Raw genomic sequence first — 21,945 nt, forward strand, 5'->3', positions numbered from 1 at the left:
GAAATGAAAATAAAAATGCTGATCGCAGCACTGGTTTTTGCCGCAGCCCCTGCATTCGTCACCGCAGCGCAGGCCGCCGTAAAAACTTACATGCACTATCCTTATTCCGCAGAATATACGCAATGCATGAATAAGCCAGATGCTGGCACACCCAGCATGGCCGCCTGTATCGAAACGGAATTCAATCTTTGGGATGCACGCCTAAACAAAGCTTATCAGCATTCTCTCAAGTTCAAGGCTACGGCACCGAAAGCCTGGCGTCAGGCGCAACGTGACTGGCTGAAGTTCAAAGACAGTCAGTGCATGGCATTGGTTGCCGCGCCGCACGGTTCCGGCGATATGCTGGATTCTGCTTCATGCGAGCTGAATATGACCATTGAACGCACACTGCAACTCGAAAGTGATTCCTGGCCAGCAGCCTGATATCTCTGGATTATGCCCAATAGAAAAAGGCTCCGTAAGGAGCCCTTTCTATTACTGCATTTGTAGGGGTAGAGCAGAGTCCGCCAGAGACAGTGGGTTGCTTGAGCAACACTCGTATTGGGTATTCTTGTCTCTTGCGGTGATGAAATAGGTCGCATCGCTGCATCGACAAATATCCTAACAGCCCGCAAACGCAAAAAACATGGCTAATGCGCCGCATTAGCGTTTAAAGCGCCAAGCTGTGATCTCCGCCGCATTAAGAGCCAATCCGTTACGTAGATTTCAGCATGACCGACTGATTATTCGACAAAAAATCAGTAGCGGCGAATGTGCGGCTTCTGCATCGAACGGTAGATCCAGACACCTACCACCGCCAAAATCAACCATGGCAACAGCTTAATCACCATCGCAAACAGACCGCCGAGTAGCATAAATGCCGCCGCCACCAGTAACGCGGCAAACACGCCCAGCAGTGAAATCCCGGTCACCATCAACATCACAACAAAACCGACCAGAAAGAAGAGTTCCAACATGATTTTGCTCCTTCGCAAAACAAAGTATCTGCTGAGCTATTACAAGAAGCGTGCCAGAACGGCATGGACACTAACTGATTGAAATTAAAAAAAAGGCACATCACATAATGTGACATGCCTGGTCAAAAACGCTAACTTTTAGTCAGATTTCTATGTCTGTTACGCCATCTCAGTGCGCGGCAAACGCACCAAATCCAGCGCCTGCTCAACCACGCGCGCATCGGCCCCTGGCTTATGGGCATTTTCACTCAGGTGACGACGCCACTGGCGCGCACCCGGCACGCCCTGGAACAGGCCCAGAATATGGCGGGTGATATGGCCCAAATAGGTGCCGTTCGACAGCTCGCGTTCGATGTAAGGATACAGCGACTCGATAATCGCCACGCTATCCATCACCTCGGTCTGGCGACCAAACAACTCACTGTCGACCCGCGCCAAAATACCCGGATTCTGATAGGCTTCGCGCCCCATCATTACGCCGTCCAGGTGCTGCAGATGCTGCTTCGCCTCTTCCAGCGTTTTCACGCCGCCATTGATGGCGAGAGTCAGGTTTGGGAAATCGCGTTTTAACTGATAGACGCGCGGATAATCCAGCGGTGGCACTTCACGATTCTCTTTCGGGCTAAGACCCGACAGCCAGGCCTTGCGCGCATGAATGGTGAACATGTCGCATTCACCACGCCCGGCAACGGTGGCGATAAAATCACACAGAAACTCATAGCTGTCCTGGTCGTCTATACCGATGCGGGTTTTCACCGTCACCGGGATCGACACCACGTCACGCATCGCCTTGATGCAGTCGGCAACCAGCGTTGCCTGCCCCATCAGACAGGCACCGAACATGCCGTTCTGTACCCGATCGGATGGACAACCGACGTTGAGGTTAATCTCGTCGTAGCCGCGCTGCTCAGCCAGTTTGGCACAGTGCGCCAACGCCGCCGGATCGCTGCCGCCCAGTTGCAGCGCCACCGGATGTTCTTCTTCGCTGTAAGCCAGATAGTCGCCCTTACCGTGGATAATCGCGCCGGTAGTCACCATCTCGGTGTACAGCAGCGTTTCCTTGGTCAGCAGGCGGTGGAAGTAACGGCAATGACGATCGGTCCAGTCGAGCATCGGCGCGATGGAGAAACGATTGGCGGCGTATTTTGAAGCGTTGTTGTCTTTCGTCATGCTGGGTTACTGGCTACCTGATTCTGTCTGGTTTCAACGAACGGCATACTGCCGCAAACGGCTATTATAACGACAATCGACGGCGTTGGGAAAACCGCTGTACCTCCGGTTAAAAAAGTCCCCGGAAAAACGAATAAAAAAGCGTGGTCAGGTGTTCTCTCAACACGGGTGCAGTTGTGCACCTTTATCAATGAGGAAACAACCATGAACAGTTTCGTTAAACGCCTGCTGCTGCCTGTGATTGCCGGTTCTCTATTGCTTTCCGGTGCCGCCCTGGCAATGGGAGGCGATGACAGTGGAAAAACCACGCCAACCTGCCCGAAAGGCCAGATATACGATACCAAAACCAAGACCTGCATGGTGGATAAAGGCAGCATGATCGGCGACAACGATAGAGCGAATTACGCCTATGCGCTGGCAAAAAGCGGTCGCTACCAGGAAGCCCTGGATGTGCTCAATACCCTGAAAGACCCCAACACCGCCGTTGCCCTGAACTACCGTGGTTACGCCACCCGCAAGCTCGGGCGCACCGATGAAGGGATCGGCTACTATTTAAAATCAGTAGCGCTCGATCCTAAATACCCGAAAGTCCGCGAATATCTGGGTGAAGCCTATATGGTCAAGGGCCGTCAGGATCTGGCGAAAGAGCAACTGAAGGTGATCCAGTCGCTATGCGGTACCGGTTGTGAAGAGTACCGCGATCTGGCGGCCGCCATCGATCATCACCCAGAATCATGATCTAACCGGATCCGGAGGCAAACATCAGTAGCGACGCGATCCGTAACGAAATCGGCCAGTATCTTTCCCGCCTGTGGCGCTATGGCCTGGTGCTTTCCCACCGGCGGGATGTTGCTGACGATTTGGTTCAAGCCACCTGCGTGCGGGCGCTGGAACGCGCCGCACAGTTTACCGTGGGCACGCGGATGGACCGCTGGCTGTTTGCCATCCTTCACTCTATCTGGCTTAACGAGATCCGCGCCCAGCATATCCGCCAGGGGCAAGGTTTTGTCGACGTCGACGAACTGAGCGGGTCGGAAAACAGCGAAGAGCCGATTTGGGCTAATGAGGTGATGCAGCGGGTTAACCGGCTGCCGGAGGCGCAGCGCAATACGCTGTTTCTGGTATATGTGGAAGAGCTGTCTTACCGTGAAGCCGCCGAGGTGCTTGGCGTGCCGATTGGCACCATCATGAGTCGTCTGGCAGCGGCACGCCTGAGATTGGCAAACGACAGCGTGCTGCAAACCCGTTCACCCCAGGCAAAAGGAGAACCATCATGAGCTCAACCTACGCTGCGGATGAACTGCTGGTCGCCTACCTGGACAATCAATTGGATCCACGGCAGCGCCAGCTTCTGGAACAGCGCCTGATCGAAGAACCCGCACTGGCCGAACGTTTGTCGTTACTGGCACGCAGCAGCCTGCCTTTTAAGCAGGCATTTGCCCCATTGCTTGATGAAGCGCCGGTACAACGTCTGCGCGCCGCAGCCCCCCTTACCGCCCCTGTGCCACAGCGCGGTGTCAGTCGGCGTAGCCTGATCGCCGCCGCGGTTGGTTTTCTGGCACTCGGTATCGCAGGCGATCGCGCCTATTTACAGCTCAGCCAGCCGGAAGACAACTGGCGCGGTTTGGTCGCCCAGTATATGGCGCTGTACACGCCGGAAACGCTGGCAGGCTTCGATGACACGACTACGCAGATTACCCATCAGTTACAGCAAACTGGCGATCGGTTGGGCATTGCACTCTCGGTGCCGAAGTTAATGTTGAGTGGCGCCGAGCTGAAAAACGCTCGCGTGCTGGCTTACGACGATCGGCGTATCGCTCAATTAACCTGGCTGGATGCACAATTTGGTGCGCTGGCGCTGTGTATTGTTCAGCAACCGGGCAAGCCTCAGTCCGCCCAAAGCGAGCGCCGCCAGGGGATGAACGTGGTTTACTGGGCCGATGGTCATCATGGTTTTATGCTGATTGGTCATAATCCTGCACCGGAAATGGCCGCGTTGGCTGAGCGCTTGCAGCGCTCACTTGCCGGCTAAGGATCCACTGCCTCCGGCTGTCCAGGTGTGAACATCGTCACACTCGTGACCGGCGGCAGGCGGTAAACCAGTCGATTAGTGCGCCATATCAGCGGAAAAGGGGCCGACTCTCGGCGATTTGACTGAAGCATGGTAAAATCGGCTTTTTTACGTACCGGGAAATTTGCCATGAACTCAAGCACCCAGGAAAAGCTGCTGGCGCAGGCTGAACAACTCTGTCAGCAACGCAATGTGCGTCTGACACCGCAGCGGCTGGAAGTGTTACGCCTGATGGCACAGCAGCCCGGTGCCATCAGCGCTTACGACCTGCTGGATCTGCTGCGCGTCGCCGAACCCCAGGCCAAACCGCCGACGGTGTACCGTGCGCTGGATTTCCTGCTGGAACAGGGCTTCATTCACCGGGTGGAGTCGGCCAACAGCTACGTGCTGTGCCATCACTTCGAACAGCCGACGCATACTTCCGCGCTGTTTATCTGTGATCGCTGTGGTCAGGTGACCGAACGCACTACCGAAGGGGTCGAAGAGACACTGCAGAAACTGGCGAAGGAATCTGGTTTTGTCCTGCGTCATAACGTGGTGGAGGCACATGGTCTGTGCGCGGGTTGCGTTGAAGTAGAAGCCTGTGACAGCAAGCATGACTGCGGCGAACACGATCACAGCATCGCCATCAAGAAGAAATAGATTGGGTTTTCAGGTACCTCCCTGTACCTGCAGGCTTGGCGTCAAGGGGATAAAAACGCCCAGCCTTTCAAAGTAGCTTGTGGCCGCAATCCGCTGCGGCCCAGCGTGCTACCAGCGATACTTGTTGTGGTCTTCCCAGGATTTAACTTCTTTCTCGGCCGCCTCTTTCTGGTAGCCGTAACGTTCCTGAATTTTACCGACAAGCTGTTCACGTTTCCCTTCAATGACCGTCAGATCGTCATCGGTCAGCTTGCCCCACTGTTCCTTCACTTTCCCTTTAAACTGCTTCCAGTTACCGTCGGCTTGATCTTTGTTCATAACCTCTCCGTTACCTGTGATTAATCAGTTTTAAACGCCTGTGACCGGACTTAACTGAGTAATTATTTCGGTCAATTGACCTGAATAAAAGGATTGTCAGTTCCAATTCATTCCGCCAGCCACATGATTAACTATAGCTACAGATAGCGATAAAAGAGAAAAAGTCAGGATAAAAATTCACAGAAACAATAAAACTCAGTAAAAAGCCCAACAGAACAGCAAGTAAGCGGAAATAATTTCGTCCAGGAAAATGTAACTTAATATAAATAAAAACATAAACAAAACTAATGATTATGCATTTTTTGACTGTACCGCATCCGCTGCAAACCAAGTTCCTCGCACCCTGTGGCGATGCCAAATCCACCCGAGAGCAAGGCCGCGTAGCGAAAGAAATACCGCCAGCGCCAGCCACAATCCATGGTTGCCTAATACAGGCAGGGTAAACAGCGTCAGCCCATAACCGGCCGCCGCCACCGCCATGCTGTTACGCATTTCTGCGCCGCGGGTGGCACCAATAAACATGCCGTCCAGCAAATAGCACCATACTCCCACCAATGGCAGCACCACCTGCCACGGCAAATAGTGGCTCGCCAAGGCGCGCAGTTCAGGTAAAGAGGTCAATGCCGCTATAATTTGCTGCCCGGCAACGGCATAGAGCAGGCCAAAGCCCAACGCCACCAGACAGGCTTGCCGACAAGCCGCACGCCATACTTTGCGCAGTTGGCTATCGTCACGGGCCCCATAGGCATGGCCCGAATGCGCCTCTACCGCGTAGGCAAAACCGTCCAGCGCATAGGCGGTGAAGGTCAGCAAATTCATCAGCACCGCATTGACCGCGACCACCTCACCGCCAAGCCGGGCACCGAAGATGGTCAACGAGGCAAAGCACAGTTGCAGCAGCAATGAACGCAGCATAATGTCGCGATTCAACGCCAGCAGACGCCGCAGATTACCGCGCCAGGCCTGGCGCAACATCGGCACAGAAACACCGCGTATGCGCATCACGCGCCAGGACAGCCATAACCCCAACAGCAGCGTGGCATATTCAGAAATGGCGGTCGCCGTCGCGGCTCCCTGCACGTTCCAGCCCAGTCCCATCACCAGCCAGATATCCAATACGATATTCAGCAGATTGCCGACAATCAGCAGGATCACCGGTGCACGCACATATTGCACGCCAAGCAACCAACCCAGGATCACCATATTGGCCAGCGCCGCCGGGGCGCTCAGCCAGCGGATCTCGAGGAATAAGCGAGCCTGCTCCAGCACTGCCCCATCGCCACCGACGATTTTTAGTGCCAACCCGATCAGCGGATAGCGCAGCAACACAATAGCCGCCCCGGCCAACACGGCCAGCAGCAACGGCTGCATAAAGGCGCGTGCCAGACCCTGCGGATTTTGTGCCCCCAGCGCCTGCGCGGTCAGCCCGGTGGTGCTCATGCGCAGAAACAGCAACAGCATAAACAGGAAACTGGTAGCCATAGAACCAACCGCTACGCCCCCCAGATAGGTAGGGCTGTCGAGGTGGCCGATGACTGCGGTATCCACCAGCCCAAGCAGCGGCACGGTGATATTGGAGAAAATCATGGGCAGCGCAAGACGCCACAGGGCTTTATCGGTATCGCTGGTGAAGGCAGAAAGCAGGCGCATAGTGAAATGTTCCCGTGGCAGTGCGGTTTTAATCAGTCAGAAATGACATCGCCCCAGAACTGGGGCGACTTAAATCAAAGGACGATGTTTGGGCGTGAGGATTAAACCCAGTCGCCATTGCGGATCACACCGACCGCCAGACCTTCAATGGTGAAATTCTGCTGACGCAGATCGACCACAATCGGCTGGAATTCACTGTTTTCCGGCAGCAGCTCAACCACGTTGCCGTGTTTTTTCAGGCGTTTGACCGTGACTTCATCTTCAATGCGCGCCACAACCACCTGCCCATTACGCACGTCCTGAGTTTTATGCACCGCCAGCAGATCGCCGTCGAGAATACCGATGTCACGCATCGACATGCCGTTGACCCGCAGCAGGAAATCCGCGCTCGGTTTGAACAGGGAAGGATCAACCTTGTAGTGCCCTTCGATATGCTGCTGCGCCAGCAGCGGCTCACCGGCGGCGACACGGCCGATCAGCGGTAAACCCTCTTCATCTTCCATCAGCAGGCGAATACCGCGCGAAGCGCCGGAGATAATCTCGATAACGCCTTTACGCGCCAGCGCTTTCAGGTGTTCTTCTGCGGCATTTGGCGAACGGAACCCCAGACGCATGGCGATCTCGGCGCGCGTTGGCGGCATGCCAGTGGACGAAATATGATCGCGAATCAGATCATAGACCTCTTGCTGTCTGGTAGTTAGTGCTTTCATTCCGCCCCCTGTTTGTTTATACAGTCTTGCTGTGAGTATATACAGGTAACTGCGGCTTGGGAACCGAAGAGTGAATAAAAATCAGGGATTAGCGACACCTGTCGCAACGAAACGTCGCCACTCAGGCAAAGTGCTGCCACAGCACCGAACCCCAGACGAACAACGCCAAAATAATCGCCAGCGAGACTGCCGCCGAGCCCATATCCTTTGCCCGCCCGGAAAGCTCGTGATGCTCGGTCCCCACCCGATCGACAATCGCCTCAATCGCGCTGTTGAGTATCTCGACAATCATCACCAACAGCACCGATCCGATCAGTAAAATGCGCGCTATCGCACCCACGTCCAGCCAAATCGCCAGTATGATAGCCAGCACGGTCGCCACCAATTCCTGGCGGAACGCCGCTTCGTGCTGCCAGGCAGCGGAAAAGCCTTTATAAGAGTAGCCGGCGGCTTTAATAATACGGGTCAGGCCGGTTGCTTGGTTTGCCATGTTTTTTAGTGCCTTTAGCAGAGATAAGTCATAATTAAACAGTCTAGGCCAGGAAACTCTCCCGGCTCTCGGTTTTCCAACACCACAGATCTGCTACCCGGTTTCTGGTATGCTTGCGGCGCATTGCTAACAAGAGGCTTCACGTTGTTATGTCAGGTTGGCGTAAAATTTATTATAAACTATTGAATTTACCACTCAAACTGTTGGTAAGAAGTAAGGTTATCCCTTCAGATCCGGTCACGGAGTTAGGGTTGGATCCCTCACGGCCGATTTTGTATGTTTTACCTTATAATTCCAAGGCGGATTTGCTGACGCTGCGCACCCAGTGCCTGGCGCAAGATCTGCCCGATCCCCTCGATCCGCTGGAGATAGACGGCACCGTGCTGCCAAGCCACGTGTTTATTCACGATGGCCCGCGCGTATTCCGCTACTACACGCCGAAAGAAGAGTCGGTAAAACTGTTCCACGACTATCTGGATCTGCACCGCAGTAATCCGGATCTCGACATTCAGATGCTGCCGGTTTCGGTGATGTTCGGCCGCTCTCCGGGGCGCGAAGGGCACGGCACCCCGCATCTGCGTCTGCTGAACGGCGTGCAGAAATTCTTTGCCGTGCTGTGGCTCGGCCGCGACAGCTTTGTGCGTTTTTCCAATACCGTTTCGTTGCGCCGCATGGCCACCGAGCACGGTACGGACAAAATCATTGCGCAGAAACTGGCTCGCGTAGCGCGCATGCACTTTTCGCGTCAGCGTCTGGCCGCCGTCGGCCCAAGCCTGCCTGCCCGTCAGGACCTGTTCAACAAGCTGCTGGCGTCCAAGGCCATTGAAAAAGCGGTCGAAGACGAAGCGCGCAGCAAGAAAATCTCCCACGAAAAAGCCCAGCAGAACGCCATTGCGCTGATGGAAGAGATCGCTGCCGACTTCTCTTACGAGACGGTGCGTCTTTCCGACCGTGTGCTGAGCTGGACCTGGAACCGTTTATATCAAGGCATCAACGTCACTAACGCCGAACGCGTGCGTCAGTTGGCGCAGGACGGCCACGAGATTGTTTATGTGCCCTGCCACCGCAGCCACATGGACTACCTGCTGCTGTCCTACGTACTGTATCACCAGGGTCTGGTGCCGCCGCACATCGCTGCCGGTATCAATCTCAACTTCTGGCCGGCCGGGCCGATTTTCCGTCGCCTGGGCGCTTTCTTTATTCGCCGTACTTTCAAAGGCAACAAGCTGTACTCGACGGTATTCCGTGAATACCTCGGCGAGCTCTTTACCCGCGGTTACTCGGTGGAATACTTTGTTGAAGGTGGCCGTTCCCGAACCGGACGTTTGCTGGAGCCGAAGACCGGCACCCTGTCGATGACCATTCAGGCGATGCTGCGCGGCGGTAGCCGCCCTATCACCCTGGTGCCGATTTACATCGGTTACGAGCACGTGATGGAAGTGGGTACCTACGCCAAAGAGTTGCGTGGCGCGACCAAGGAAAAAGAGAGCCTGCTGCAGATGCTGCGCGGCCTGCGTAAGCTGCGCAATCTCGGCCAGGGTTACGTCAACTTCGGTGATCCACTGCCGTTGACCGCTTATCTGAATCAGAATGTGCCACAGTGGCGCGAATCCATTGACCCGATCGAAGCCCAGCGCCCAAGCTGGTTAACGCCGACGGTCAACGATTTGGCGGCCAAGATTATGGTGCGCATCAACAATGCCGCCGCCGCCAACGCCATGAACCTGTGTTCCACGGCGCTGCTGGCCTCACGCCAGCGCTCGCTGACCCGTGAGCAGTTGCTTGAGCAGTTGGAGTGCTACCTGCAACTGATGCGCAATGTGCCTTATGCCGGGGACGTTACTGTACCTACCCAGACGCCGGATGAGCTGCTGGACCACGCGCTGAACATGAACAAGTTCGAAGTAGAGAAGGATAACATCGGCGATATCATCATCCTGCCGCGCGAGCAGGCGGTATTGATGACCTATTACCGTAACAATATCCATCACCTGCTGGTTCTGCCGTCGCTGATCGCCACTATCGTGATGCATCACCGCCGGGTATCGCGCGCCGAATTGCTACGGCAGATTGGCCTGATTTACCCGATGCTGAAGGCTGAACTGTTCCTGCATAACGACAAGGAACAACTGCCGGAAGTGCTACGACCGCTGATCGACGAAATGATCCGTCAGCAACTGATCTGCGACAAAGGTGACGCTCTGGTCCTGAACCCAGCGCGTATCCGTCCACTACAGTTGTTGGCCGCCGGTGTCCGTGAAACGCTGCAGCGCTATGCCATCACCATGTCGATCCTCAGTGCCAACCCAAGCATCAACCGTGGGGCATTGGAGAAAGAGAGCCGTATTATGGCCCAGCGTCTGTCGGTGCTGCATGGCATCAACGCGCCGGAGTTCTTCGACAAGGCGGTGTTCTCCACCCTGGTGGCAACGCTGCGTGCAGAAGGCTACATCAATGACATCGGCGATGCGGTCCGTGAGCACACCATGGAGGTCTACAACATGCTGAGCGATTTGATTACCCCGGAAATCAAGCTGACCATCGAGAGCGTCAGTATGCCAGCGGAAACCAACGCGTTGCCGGAAACGGCCGCAGTGGAAGAGAAAGAAGACTAATCCATTGCTACAGAAACGAAAAAGGCACCCTCGGGTGCCTTTTTATTGCTGAAAATCGTTAACCCTGCCAGTAACTCAGTGCGATACCGATAAACAACACCAGCCCGACATAATTGTTGTCCATGAACGCCTTGAAGCAGGCGTCACGCTCACGGGTGGCAATCTGTTTTTGCTGATGGATAAACAAGGCGCCCGCCAGCAACAGCGACCAGTAAAAGGCTCCGCTCATCTGCGTCAGATAGCCTACCCACAGCAACAACAGCAACGTGGCAAACTGCAGCAAACCGACAATCAGCTTGTCGTAACGGCCAAACAAAATGGCGGTAGATTTAATGCCAATCTTCAGGTCATCGTCACGGTCAACCATCGCATACAGCGTGTCGTAAGCCACCGTCCAGCAGATATTGGCCAGCAGCAACACCCAGCAGCTCAATGGCAAGGATTCACTGACGGCAGCATAGGCCATCGGGATCCCCCAGCCGAACGCCGCGCCCAAGACAAATTGCGGCAGATGAGTGACCCGTTTCATAAACGGATAGGCCCACGCCAGCGCCAGCGCTGCCAATGACAGCCAGATGGTCATGGCATTGAGCGTCAGTACCAACCCGAATGAGACCAGCACCAGCACCACAAACAGTACCTTGGCCTCTTTCTCGCTCACCCGCCCACTCGGCATTGGGCGCCCGGCCGTACGCTTCACGTGGCCATCTACCGCACGGTCGGCATAGTCATTCACCACACAACCGGCAGCGCGCATCATGAAGACCCCAGCCACAAACACCACCAGGACAGACAGTGACGGCACGCCCTGTCCCGCTATCCAAAGTGCCCACAGCGTCGGCCACAGTAATAACAAGGTACCAATCGGTTTATTAATGCGCATCAGATGGCTATAAGCCTGCCATTTGCTTTGAATCACGCTTCCTTCCAAGGTCTTTTCTCTCCTCATCATTCGGCAACCGAACTTCCTGTCGCGTACAGCGGCGAAGCCGGTAAAAACAGTTCGGTCAGCAACAGCGGTTTACCCGCCAGCCGCAGGCGGGAGCGGCGCGCCCACAGGGCATCTTGCCGACCAATATGAATGTAATCACGAGTCAGATCGTCGCTGCTGAACAGATAACGCCCCAGCGGCAAGGTGCCCAAATCCACCAGCGCCAGATCAGGGCCGGTCAGCGTTTCCAGTGGGATCACCGTGCGCCCCAGTAGCCAGGGCTGATTGTCGCCCAACAACACAACTTCACGCAGCCAATAGCGTGGGCCGTCCGGCAAGTGTTCTGCCTCTTCCCCCAGTTGGTCGCGGGTAACAAAACATTCGCGCTGTGGTTCGACGTGCACCCGCCCACAGTGGCGTTCAAAGCGGCGCGTCATGGAACCTGGCTCCATCAGCCAGTCGCTGACGGCAGCAGGCGCCGGAGGATGTTGCGCGGATAGCCACTCCAGCGGCGGTAGGATCGAATCCCTATTGCCTGACATTGTTCTACTCCAGGCCTGACGCCGCGCCCTGTGGCTGCGTCAGACCAGACAAACTGTTAACAGGCGCCCATTGTAACGCAGAAATTCAAAAGCGGCAGGCTGATTCGAGGGGTGCCGCACAGCAAAACTCGCACCTTCAAAGCACCGCCTTGTCATCTTTCTGCCATCTGTTTTCTTTACCTTCATTCCCCGGCGCGCTGGGGATTGTGTGATCCTCAGCAAAATTTCACCTCTGCAACATTGTTTTATCTACGCGCGTAGATACCCTTGTATCGCAGCGTTGAATCGCCATCAGTCCGACACTTTGTCAGCAAACCTTCTTGCCGACGCCAGGGAAACCATCTTTACCGCGATCACGCTACAGGTGTGGCGCAGACGAAAAGAGGATATCAATGTCATGAGCGAAACAACGCTTGCAACCCCACAGGCCACCGACAAAACCTTGGCGGCCGATGAACGTTTGGCTACCAAAGAAGGGCGCGGCCAATTCTGGCGCGCCACTTTCTCGTGCTGGCTCGGCACGGCGATGGAATATGTCGATTTCGCCCTGTATGGCCTGGCGGCCGGTATGGTGTTCGGCGACGTGTTCTTCCCCGAAGCCACCCCGATGGTGGCGTTGTTGGCCAGCTTCGCTACCTACTCCGTCGGTTTTATTGCCCGGCCTATCGGCGCGTTGGTTTTCGGCTGGATTGGCGACCGTAAGGGCCGCCGCGTGGTGCTGCTCACCACGGTAGCGCTAATGGGCGTCTCGACCACCTTGATCGGGCTGATCCCTTCCTACGCCCAAATCGGCGTCTGGGCTCCCATCTGTCTGGTGATCCTGCGTTTTGCTCAGGGCTTCGGGGCCGGGGCCGAGCTTTCCGGTGGTGCGGTAATGCTGGCAGAATATGCACCGGCCAAACGCCGTGGTCTGGTCGCCTCAATCATTGCGATCGGCTCCAACAGCGGTACTCTGCTGGCCTCGTTGGTCTGGTTGCTGGTGTTGCAGTTGGACAAGGCAGATCTGATCGCCTGGGGCTGGCGCATCCCATTCCTCGCCAGCATCCTGATCGCCGGGGGCGCTCTGTACCTGCGCCGTCACGTGCGGGAAACCCCGGTATTTGAACGCGAACTGCAGCAAAACCGTCAGCGCATGCTGGACAACACACCCGTGGCAGCGGATAACCGCAGCTACCTGCAACGCACCAAAGCCTTCTGGATCATGCTCGGCCTGCGTATTGGCGAAAATGGCCCGTCCTATCTGTGCCAGGGGTTTATCGTCGGTTACGTTGCCAAGGTGCTGATGGTGGATAAGTCGGTGCCGGCACTGGCGGTGATGATAGCCTCGCTGTGCGGTTTTCTGGTGATCCCGCTGGCGGGTTGGCTTTCTGACCGCTTCGGCCGCCGCGTCACCTACCGTTGGTTCTGTCTGTTGCTGGTACTGTACGCCTTCCCGGCCTTCTGGCTGCTCGACAGCCGTGAGCCAGCAATAGTGATTTCGGTGATTGTGGTCGGTATGTGCATCGCATCCCTGGGCATCTTTGGCGTGCAGGCGGCCTATGGCGTGGAACTGTTCGGCGTCAAAAACCGCTACTCAAAAATGGCTTTCGCCAAAGAACTGGGGTCGATACTCTCAGGCGGGACCGCACCGCTGATCGCTACCGCGCTGCTGGCCGGTTTCGGTCACTGGTGGCCTGTCGCCTGCTATTTTGTTGTAATGGCAGGCATTGGCTTAATCACTACCTTCTTTGCACCGGAAACCCGCGGCCGCGATCTTAACCTGCCGCAGGACGCGGTGTAATCAGGGCGTACAGGAACCCAACTTGGATAATCAATCCACGCGGCGCATCACCCGCGCCGACGTTGCCCGCTTAGCGGGCACCTCGGTCGCGGTAGTCAGCTATGTGATCAACAACGGCCCACGCCCGGTGGCAGAAGCCACCCGTCTGCGGGTGCTGGCGGCGATCGAGCAAACCGGTTACCGGCCGAACGACATCGCCCGGGCGCTGGCTTCCGGCAATACCCTGACTTATGGATTAGTGGTGCCCGACATCTCCAACCCGTTTTTTGCCACCATGGCGCGAGCATTGCAGCGCGAGGCGTTCAATCATGGCCGCGTGCTGCTGTTGGGTGACGCCGGCGACGACCGCCAGCACGAGTACGACCTGATTAACCACCTGCTGCGCCGTCAGGTTGACGGCCTGCTGTATACCAGCGTCGATCGCCATCCCTGGTTTGATCTGATCCGCCATTCCGGCACCCCCTGCGTGATGATCGACACCATCGACAGCCATGCCGGCATCAGTGCCATCCGCGTTAATGAACGCGACGCCGCCTGCCAGGCCACGCGCCATCTGTTGCAGCACGGCTACCGGGAACTCGGCATTTTTGTGGGCCCGCTGACCATGCTCAACGCACAAGATCGCCTGAATGGCTGGCGTGACGCGCTGATTGAAGCGGGTATTACGCCGCGTGAAGAATGGATTTTTGATGCCCCTTATACCCGCCAGGGCGGCTATCAGGCCAGCCAGAAAATGCTGCAAGGCCCCCGCCCACGCGCCATATTCACCTCCAACGAGCAGCAGGCACTCGGCTGCCTGTCAGCTCTGGCGGAACATCAGCTGCGCGTGCCGGACGATCTGGCTATCATTTGCTTTAACGGCACCCAGCAATCCGAATTCAGCGTGCCGCCGCTCAGCGCGGTCGAACAACCAATCGACGCCATGGCCAGAAAAGCCATCGCCATGCTGGCCGCCGGTACTGCGCAGCCAGAGCTGCACGAGTTCACCTTCCAGTTGCATATCCGCCGATCGTGCGGCTGCTAGTTTATTGATTCAGGTAACTGCTATGCGTTTGATTATTGATTGCGATCCCGGCAACGGCATTCCCGGCGCCAACGTTGACGACGGGCTGGCCCTGGCGCTGGCGCTGGCGGCCAAACCTCAGCTCTCACTGGAGCTTGTCAGCATCGTGGCCGGCAATACGCCGCGCGACGTCGGCTTTGCCGTGGCCAGCCATCTGCTGCAGCAAACCGGTTATCAGGTGCCGGTGGTGGCAGGCGCAACGCGAGCATTGAACGAAGCGCCAGAACCCTGGCGCACCCATCTGGATCGGGCGATTACCGATCCGCAGTTAGCCGCCCTGTGGCGTAATACGCCTTATCCGCAAGCCGCCACGATACCCACCCCCAACGCCGCCGTAGCGATCGGGGAGTTGATCTGCAATCACCCCGGCGAGATCACCCTGGCGGCAATCGGCCCGCTGACCAACGTCGCCCATGCCCTGCAGCTGTACCCGCAGATGGCGCAGGCAGTGAAGGAAATCGTGATTATGGGTGGGGTGTTCAACGTCGAAGGCTACATCAAGGACACCAATTTCGGCCTGGATCCGGAGGCCGCCCGGCAGGTGCTGACCAGCGGTGCCAATATCACGCTCGCCCCGCTGGACGTTACCACGCAAACCATGCTGACTCAGGCCGATCTGATAAAGATGACCCAGCCGGACACGCCGCTGTGCCGCTACCTGCGAACCACCACTCAGCCCTGGATCGACTACTCCCGCCATACCCGCCATCTGCCGGGCTGCTGGATCCATGACGCACTGGTGATTGCCTGGTTGCTGGAGCCGCAGTTGGTCAGCACGGAAGAGTATTTTGTCGATGTAGCGCTGGAAGGTGCCATGACGCGCGGCAGCTCTCGTCGCTGGCGACCGCAAAGTTTGCGCCTGACGGTCGGCATGCCGGAAGCCGAAGGTCGGCCGGTGCGGATAATGCAGCAGGTGGATAATGCTCGCCTGCTGGCGCTGATCGGTGAAACGCTGGCCCGCGAATGAAAAAAGGTGCGCCGGGGCGCACCAATCATCAAGCCAGCATCGGCAGCGTCGGGTACTACCCCTTGCCTTTCACGCTGCCAATAAACGTTTTACGCGCTGTGGTGGAACCCAGTTTTTCAGCCTCATTCATCAGTTTCAGCGCTTTATCGATATCCCCCGCCTTCACCGCCTGTTTGATGCCGTTGTTAAAGTAAGTTTCGGTGTCATTCAACATCGGCTCTGCCGGTTTGGTTGGAGCCGGTGCCGGAGTCGGTGCTGCAGCAACCGCCGCGGTTGATCCCACTACCACCGGTGCCGCTGCCGGTGCCGGTTGCAGCATGCCAATCATGATATTGCCGCTACCCTGTTCTGCAGTGACCTTCAGTTTGATGGTGCCGCTGGTGCTGTGGCTGGCGATCGGATCCGGAATATCCGGCGCCGCGTTGCCCACACCGGCAGCGTAAGCCTTGGCCGGGTTAGTCAATTGAGTGGTTTTCGCCAGATCCTGACGGGTGGTGTACACCAGCAAATAGATTTGTTTCTGACCCAGTGCCGGAGTCAGTTTCAGCGTGCCCTCAAGGCGATCGGACGACATCGCACCCGGTGGCTGATAAGGGAAATAGCTGCTCGGGTAATAGGCTGCCGGGCGCAGGTGTTCATCCAGTACCAATACGCTCGGTGCGTAAATTGAGTTGTTCTTGCTGATGCTGCTCAGTGTAACTTCCAGCGAACCGCGATCGGCCGGCAGCGTATAGGCGGCGATAGCGCCCTGAATATCACCCTGATTAATTTGCGGGCTGACATTATCCAGTTTCACATCCTGGCTGACCGGCGGCACCAGCGGTTGCCATGGCAAACTTTGCAGCGTGGCAGTGCTAATGGCCGGAGCAACGGAAACATTGGCTGGTGTATCGGCATTGGCCACCAGTGGCGCACCAACGGTAAGAGCCAGTGACAGGCAGAGTGACAGCAGATTCTTTTTCATTGTTATACCCCAAGCTAACCGACGTGGCTCAGGCAAGAGAGACGATGTCGGCGAATACAGGTTGGGGAGAGCACCTGGCTCTCCCCGTTATCTCATTACCACCAGATTTCCATCTGGGCGCCGAAGGTGACTTCATCGTCATTGCCACGGCTGAAGGTGTGCATGCTGGTGTCGTTATAGGCGGTGCCGGCATTCAGACCTGAATTGCCCTCTGCATCGCTGGCAGTAGCGTAACCCCATTTCTCATCCCACTTGGCGTAGGTAGCGAACACACGGATAGCCGGACGTGACCAGATGCTGTTGCCTGCCTGCCACTGCTGCGCCAGGGTGACCTTGTACTGACCGTTGCGATCGCCGGTACGCTGGGATTTCACGTTGTCGTAACCGGCTTCCAGCAGGGTGCTCATGATAGGCGTCCATTTGTACATTGGACGCACGCCCACGGTGTACCAGGTGCTGCCGTTGTTGTTGTCGCGATCGATGTCCTGGAACATGGCGACATACATCATCGCCCATTGGTCGTTGAAGTCGATGGCACCGTGATCCAGCACGCGGATCATCTTGCCATTGTTGTCGATAGTGGCGCCCTGGCTACGACCATTGTTCTGTGAGGTCATAGAGTCGGTAGCATATTGCAGTACAAACTTGTTGTAGCCGGTGAGGATGCTCTGGGTATGTTCCGCAGTGATCAACCAGCCGTCTTTGCTGGCGCCATCGGCCAAACTATAACCATCTTGTGCATTAGCACGGCCATAGTCCAGACCCAGCTCCAGGGTACCGCCCGGGTTCAATTCCAGACCGGCCAGGCGCACGTCAAAGGTATCGTTGACGGTTGGGCGCTGCTTCCATTCATTATCCAGATAACCGTAAGAGCCGCCGGACTCAGAGTTACGGGTCACGGCAGCAGACAGCTTGCCGAAGCCCAGATCGATGTTTTCCAGACCGGCACCCGGACCGGAGATATCCCAGTAGTAGAAGTCAATCATGTGAACATCATGACGCTGATAGAAGCGCTTACCGGCCCACATATTGGCACCCGGCAGCCATTCGATCAGGTTTTTACCCTGCACGTTCACTTCACGGAAGCCTGGCGTCACGTCTTCCCAGTCGGAACGTTGTGAAACCGAGTAGGCCAGGTTGGTATCGAAGTAGAAGCTTTTGTCGCCCTCTTTCCACACTTCCTGACCCAGCTTCAGTTCGGCGTAGGTTTCACATTCGTTACCGAGACGGTATTTGCTGTCGGCGCCGGTGGCCTTGAAGCACTGTTGCTCACCGCCACTGCCGGTCCAGCCGATGCCGGAACGGGCATAGCCTTTAAAATCAAGGGCCATGGCCTGAGTGGTGAGAACACCAGCGGCGATTGCCAGTGCCAGAGGAAGTTTGCGCAGAGTAGTCATCATTATTCTCCTGTTATACAGACTGTGATGCTTTAAACGCCCGGCTCCTGGTGCAGCCGTTTACATGCCGTACCGTCTTCACGGAACAAATGGCAGCGGTGAGGCGGCAGGCCGATGGCGAATGTTGCACCTTCTTCTACCAGCACCACGTCGTTCTGGCGGTAAACCAGGTTTTGACGAATTGCCGGGATTTGGATGTGGATTTGCGTCTCGTTGCCGAGTTGCTCCACCACCTGTACGTCACCGGTCAGCCGAACTTCAGAGGCATCACCAGGCAACAGATGTTCCGGGCGAATGCCCAGTGACATATTCGAGCCGGCCTGCACCTGCGTGCCTTCCACCGGTAACCACACCAGTTGATTGTTAGGCAGTTCGACCTGGACCTGTTGAGGCTCTACGGCGGTCACTTTGACCGGCAGGAAATTCATTTTTGGCGATCCGATAAAGCCGGCGACAAAGCGGTTGGCTGGATAGTGGTACAGCTCCAGCGGCTTGCCGATCTGAGCGACGCGCCCGGCATCCAGCACCACGATCTTGTCGGCCAGCGTCATCGCTTCGACCTGATCGTGGGTGACGTAAATCATGGTGCGCTGCAGGCGCTTGTGCAGACGGGAGATCTCAATACGCATCTGTACCCGCAGCGCGGCGTCGAGGTTGGACAGCGGCTCATCGAGCAGGAACACGTCCGGCTCCGCCACCAGCGTACGGCCAATCGCCACCCGCTGACGCTGCCCGCCGGACAGCGCTTTTGGCCGCCGGTCGAGCAGGTGGGCCAGTTGCAGCACTTCCGAGACCTGATTGACCCGCTGATTGATTTCCGCTTTTTTAGCCCCCGCCAGTTTCAGGCCGAACGACATGTTGTCGGCCACCGACAGGTGTGGATACAGCGCGTAAGACTGGAATACCATGCCGATGCCGCGCTCGGACGGCGGCACCTCATTCATACGTTTATCGCCAATCATCAGTTCACCGGAGGTAATGTCCTCCAACCCGGCAATCATGCGCAGCAACGTCGATTTGCCGCAGCCCGATGGCCCAACAAACACCACAAACTCACCGTCGTTGATCGTCAGATTGACGTCTTTGGAAATCACCGTTTCGCCGAAAGCCTTATAAACGCTGCGCAATGTGACGCTAGCCATGCGTTACTCCCCTGCTTTCGCAGTTAACATTTCGTGTAAAAATGGCGGACGCAAAACCCGCCAAAACCCATTGATGACCCTCTTGCTGCGCACCGTGCTGCCAAGCCAGTGGCAAGGTCGCCTCAGACGGTGCGGCCGCCTGAGTATAAGGCTGCAGGTTAATCAGCGCTTCAAGGCATTGATCCTGATGGGTAATAAGTAATCTAACGACACCATTACTCTGGCTGACCGCGCTCAGTTCCCCCTGCTGGATCACCGCTAAGCGGCGCAGCGCCAGCAAGGACTGGCAGTAGCGCAAGGTGGATTGGTGGTCATGCTGTTGACGGCTGATAGCCAACGCGCGGTGTTCGATAGCCACCTGCTGATACCAGTGGATCTCACCGGCGGTCACTTGCTCGGGCGCTTCATGCCATGGCATCGGCGTTTGTGCGCCAAGCGGATCCAGCAAACCGGCGGCGTGCGGCAAGCCCAGCTCTTCCCCCTGATACAGGCAAATGGGCGCGGGCAGCATCGCCAGCAGCGTCAAAAATGCATCGGCGGAACGCAAGTTGCCCTGCCCCCAGTGGCTGACCACCCGAGGCTGATCGGCATCACCGGTACTCCACAGACTTTCTGCCAACGTAGTGCGGCGAGCATTCAACACCTCAACCAGCCTCTCCACGCTGAAGGGCACAACTTCCAACGCCAGTGGGCTGCGCAAATATTGTTGTGGTGCAGCAGCGCGACGAATGTGGTTTGGCCCGTCGCAGTACCACAAGGCCAACCCCTGGGCAGCGACAGCCGCCGCCTCTTGGGCCGCCAACGCCTGTGGCAACACCAGGCCGTCAATCGACAGCGTGCTCAGGTAGGGCAATGCCGTAATCATGCCGTGGGTGTCGCCCACACCATCCCCGTTTCCATCACGGAAACTGACCGGATGGATCCGGTACAGGGTGGGTTGAGTGGCGGTAGGCATTGGCGACATAAATCCGGTTCCTGCTGCTCGTGACGATGAAAATCAATGTGGCCGATAGTGCGGTAAACCCCACAAAGGGTAATCATCCGTAACAGGATTTTTCATGGGGGAGGAGATGGGAGGATGAGAGAACGACCGCGGCGGTGAGAAGTTCCGCGCTTAAGACAAATCTGTGATCTGCCTGGCAAAAATCGTCCCCCTATTTTGTGTCTGACGCCACAGAATAGAGAGCAATGTTAACTGGATCACACTACACAGCGGTGGGGCGTAGAGGGGGGGAGGATGAGAATGTGTCGCTTTGTGACCCACTATTACCGTGAAAACTCTCTCCTTGATTTACGTGCCCATAAAAAAGAAGGATTGGATTATGACTCGCAGCTTTACCACCGCCCGCACACTGGTGCTTTCGGCTCTGACCACCCTGGTGCTTTCTTCTTCCGCCTTCGCCAAGATCGAGGAAGGGAAACTGGTTATCTGGATCAACGGCGATAAAGGCTATAACGGCCTGGCCGAGGTCGGCAAAAAGTTTGAGAAAGACACCGGTATCAAAGTCACCATCGAGCACCCGGACAAACTGGAAGAGAAATACCCGCAGGTAGCTGCCACCGGCGACGGCCCGGATATTATTTTCTGGGCCCATGACCGCTTTGGCGGCTACGCGCAGTCGGGCCTGCTGGCCGAGATCCATCCTTCCAAAGCTTTCCAGGACAAACTGTTCCCCTTCACCTGGGATGCGGTGCGCTACGATGGCAAGCTGATCGGCTACCCGATCGCGGTGGAAGCGCTGTCGCTGATTTATAACAAAGACCTGATCAAACAGGCGCCAAAAACCTGGGAAGAGATCCCGGCGCTGGACAAAGAGCTGCGCGCCAAAGGCAAGAGCGCCATCATGTGGAACCTGCAGGAACCCTACTTCACCTGGCCGATCATCGCCGCCGACGGAGGTTATGCCTTCAAATATGAGAACGGCAAGTACAACATCAAAGACGTGGGCGTCGCCAATGCCGGTTCACAGGCCGGTCTGCAGTTCATCGTCGACCTGGTGAAAAACAAACACATCAACGCCGATACCGATTACTCGATTGCCGAAGCCGCGTTCAATAAAGGCCAGACCGCGATGACCATCAATGGCCCATGGGCCTGGTCAAACATCGAACAGAGCAAAATCAACTACGGCGTGACCCTGCTGCCGACCTTTAAAGGCAAGCCTTCCAAACCGTTCGTCGGCGTATTGACCGCCGGGATCAACGCCGCCAGCCCGAACAAAGAACTGGCGACCGAATTCCTGGAAAACTACCTGCTGACCAACGAAGGCCTGGCTGACGTCAACAAAGACAAACCGCTGGGCGCGGTGGCGCTGAAGTCCTATCAGGAACAACTGGCGAAAGATCCGAAGATTGCCGCCACTATGGAAAACTCCCAGAACGGCGAAATCATGCCGAACATCCCGCAGATGAGCGCCTTCTGGTACGCCGAACGCAGTGCGGTGATCAACGCCGTCAGCGGCCGCCAGACGGTGAAAGCCGCGCTGGATGACGTACAGACCCGTATCACCAAGTAACACACAATGTTGTGCGGGGTG

The 21,945-nt window shown here is 56.6% G+C and carries 22 protein-coding genes; 10 read left to right on the forward strand and 12 right to left on the reverse strand.

Annotation, left to right across the window (positions count from 1 at the left end; translation table 11 throughout):
• Positions 1-3 precede the first annotated feature (3 nt).
• A complete protein-coding gene (locus tag E5C26_RS22400; protein ID WP_135318244.1) occupies positions 4-423 on the forward strand; it encodes a lysozyme inhibitor LprI family protein in 420 nt (139 codons plus the stop codon).
• 314 nt (positions 424-737) lie between these two features.
• Here the strand turns inward: E5C26_RS22400 and pspG are convergent, their stop codons facing one another.
• Entirely contained in the window at positions 738-956 is a 219-nt protein-coding gene (gene pspG, locus E5C26_RS22405) for an envelope stress response protein PspG (protein WP_135318245.1), read from the reverse strand.
• Between the two features lie 159 nt (positions 957-1,115).
• Positions 1,116-2,126, reverse strand: coding sequence for a tRNA dihydrouridine(20/20a) synthase DusA (gene dusA, locus E5C26_RS22410; RefSeq protein WP_135318246.1), 1,011 nt, complete (start codon positions 2,124-2,126; stop codon positions 1,116-1,118).
• Positions 2,127-2,330: 204 nt separating this feature from the next.
• Here dusA and E5C26_RS22415 point away from each other — a divergent pair, with 204 nt between their 5' ends.
• The 4 genes from E5C26_RS22415 to zur all read left to right on the forward strand — a co-directional run bounded on the left by E5C26_RS22415 (position 2,331) and on the right by zur (position 4,839).
• Positions 2,331-2,864, forward strand: coding sequence for a tetratricopeptide repeat protein (locus E5C26_RS22415; RefSeq protein WP_135318247.1), 534 nt, complete (start codon positions 2,331-2,333; stop codon positions 2,862-2,864).
• An 89-nt stretch (positions 2,865-2,953) separates the two neighbouring features.
• Positions 2,954-3,403, forward strand: a complete 450-nt coding sequence (locus tag E5C26_RS22420; protein WP_240776139.1) for an RNA polymerase sigma factor — start codon at positions 2,954-2,956, stop codon at positions 3,401-3,403.
• Positions 3,400-4,158, forward strand: a complete 759-nt coding sequence (locus tag E5C26_RS22425; RefSeq protein WP_135318249.1) for an anti-sigma factor family protein — start codon at positions 3,400-3,402, stop codon at positions 4,156-4,158. The genes E5C26_RS22420 and E5C26_RS22425 overlap by 4 nt, the downstream gene beginning before the upstream one ends.
• A gap of 168 nt (positions 4,159-4,326) precedes the next feature.
• Complete coding sequence (gene zur, locus E5C26_RS22430) at positions 4,327-4,839, forward strand: zinc uptake transcriptional repressor Zur (RefSeq protein WP_012147151.1); 513 nt, start codon at positions 4,327-4,329, stop codon at positions 4,837-4,839.
• Between the two features lie 108 nt (positions 4,840-4,947).
• Here the strand turns inward: zur and E5C26_RS22435 are convergent, their stop codons facing one another.
• The 4 genes from E5C26_RS22435 to E5C26_RS22450 all read right to left on the reverse strand — a co-directional run bounded on the left by E5C26_RS22435 (position 4,948) and on the right by E5C26_RS22450 (position 8,007).
• Positions 4,948-5,157: a CsbD family protein gene (locus E5C26_RS22435; protein WP_012147152.1), complete on the reverse strand. Its 210-nt coding sequence runs from the start codon at positions 5,155-5,157 to the stop codon at positions 4,948-4,950.
• 291 nt (positions 5,158-5,448) lie between these two features.
• Positions 5,449-6,807 (reverse strand): MATE family efflux transporter DinF, encoded by a 1,359-nt coding sequence (gene dinF, locus E5C26_RS22440; protein ID WP_135318250.1) that lies wholly within the window; start codon positions 6,805-6,807, stop codon positions 5,449-5,451.
• A 101-nt stretch (positions 6,808-6,908) separates the two neighbouring features.
• Positions 6,909-7,517 (reverse strand): transcriptional repressor LexA, encoded by a 609-nt coding sequence (lexA, locus tag E5C26_RS22445; RefSeq protein WP_012147154.1) that lies wholly within the window; start codon positions 7,515-7,517, stop codon positions 6,909-6,911.
• Positions 7,518-7,638: 121 nt separating this feature from the next.
• Entirely contained in the window at positions 7,639-8,007 is a 369-nt protein-coding gene (locus tag E5C26_RS22450; RefSeq protein ID WP_012147155.1) for a diacylglycerol kinase, read from the reverse strand.
• 149 nt (positions 8,008-8,156) lie between these two features.
• Here E5C26_RS22450 and plsB point away from each other — a divergent pair, with 149 nt between their 5' ends.
• Positions 8,157-10,622, forward strand: coding sequence for a glycerol-3-phosphate 1-O-acyltransferase PlsB (gene plsB, locus E5C26_RS22455; protein WP_135318251.1), 2,466 nt, complete (start codon positions 8,157-8,159; stop codon positions 10,620-10,622).
• Positions 10,623-10,680: 58 nt separating this feature from the next.
• Here plsB and ubiA read toward each other — a convergent pair whose 3' ends face one another.
• Both ubiA and ubiC read right to left on the reverse strand, forming a co-directional pair.
• Entirely contained in the window at positions 10,681-11,574 is an 894-nt protein-coding gene (gene ubiA / locus E5C26_RS22460; protein ID WP_135318252.1) for a 4-hydroxybenzoate octaprenyltransferase, read from the reverse strand.
• Complete coding sequence (gene ubiC / locus E5C26_RS22465) at positions 11,571-12,095, reverse strand: chorismate lyase (protein WP_135318253.1); 525 nt, start codon at positions 12,093-12,095, stop codon at positions 11,571-11,573. The genes ubiA and ubiC overlap by 4 nt, the downstream gene beginning before the upstream one ends.
• 397 nt (positions 12,096-12,492) lie before the next feature.
• On the opposite strand from ubiC, the gene E5C26_RS22470 reads away from it, so the two are divergent.
• From E5C26_RS22470 to E5C26_RS22480, 3 genes are read left to right on the forward strand one after another with little or no spacing between them, the layout of a single operon-like run.
• On the forward strand, positions 12,493-13,875 hold the full coding sequence (locus E5C26_RS22470; protein WP_135318254.1) for an MFS transporter: 1,383 nt from the start codon (positions 12,493-12,495) through the stop codon (positions 13,873-13,875).
• A 22-nt stretch (positions 13,876-13,897) separates the two neighbouring features.
• Positions 13,898-14,899, forward strand: a complete 1,002-nt coding sequence (locus E5C26_RS22475) for a LacI family DNA-binding transcriptional regulator (protein ID WP_135318255.1) — start codon at positions 13,898-13,900, stop codon at positions 14,897-14,899.
• 22 nt (positions 14,900-14,921) lie between these two features.
• A complete protein-coding gene (locus tag E5C26_RS22480) occupies positions 14,922-15,905 on the forward strand; it encodes a nucleoside hydrolase (protein WP_135318256.1) in 984 nt (327 codons plus the stop codon).
• Between the two features lie 55 nt (positions 15,906-15,960).
• On the opposite strand, the gene malM is transcribed toward E5C26_RS22480, so the two are convergent.
• The 4 genes from malM to E5C26_RS24960 all read right to left on the reverse strand — a co-directional run bounded on the left by malM (position 15,961) and on the right by E5C26_RS24960 (position 20,372).
• The gene (malM, locus tag E5C26_RS22485) at positions 15,961-16,869 is read right to left on the reverse strand and encodes a maltose operon protein MalM (RefSeq protein WP_135318257.1); all 909 of its coding nucleotides are present in this window, start codon (positions 16,867-16,869) and stop codon (positions 15,961-15,963) included.
• A gap of 95 nt (positions 16,870-16,964) precedes the next feature.
• Entirely contained in the window at positions 16,965-18,269 is a 1,305-nt protein-coding gene (locus tag E5C26_RS22490; protein WP_135318258.1) for a maltoporin, read from the reverse strand.
• Between the two features lie 29 nt (positions 18,270-18,298).
• Entirely contained in the window at positions 18,299-19,408 is a 1,110-nt protein-coding gene (malK, locus tag E5C26_RS22495) for a maltose/maltodextrin ABC transporter ATP-binding protein MalK (protein WP_135318259.1), read from the reverse strand.
• Positions 19,401-20,372, reverse strand: coding sequence for an alpha-amylase family glycosyl hydrolase (locus E5C26_RS24960; protein WP_135318260.1), 972 nt, complete (start codon positions 20,370-20,372; stop codon positions 19,401-19,403). The genes malK and E5C26_RS24960 overlap by 8 nt, the downstream gene beginning before the upstream one ends.
• A gap of 358 nt (positions 20,373-20,730) precedes the next feature.
• Between E5C26_RS24960 and malE the strand changes: the two genes are divergently transcribed.
• A complete protein-coding gene (gene malE, locus E5C26_RS22505; RefSeq protein ID WP_037416088.1) occupies positions 20,731-21,924 on the forward strand; it encodes a maltose/maltodextrin ABC transporter substrate-binding protein MalE in 1,194 nt (397 codons plus the stop codon).
• Positions 21,925-21,945 lie beyond the last annotated feature (21 nt).

The sequence above is a fragment of the Serratia proteamaculans genome (assembly GCF_004684015.1).
Lineage (GTDB): Bacteria > Pseudomonadota > Gammaproteobacteria > Enterobacterales > Enterobacteriaceae > Serratia > Serratia proteamaculans_F.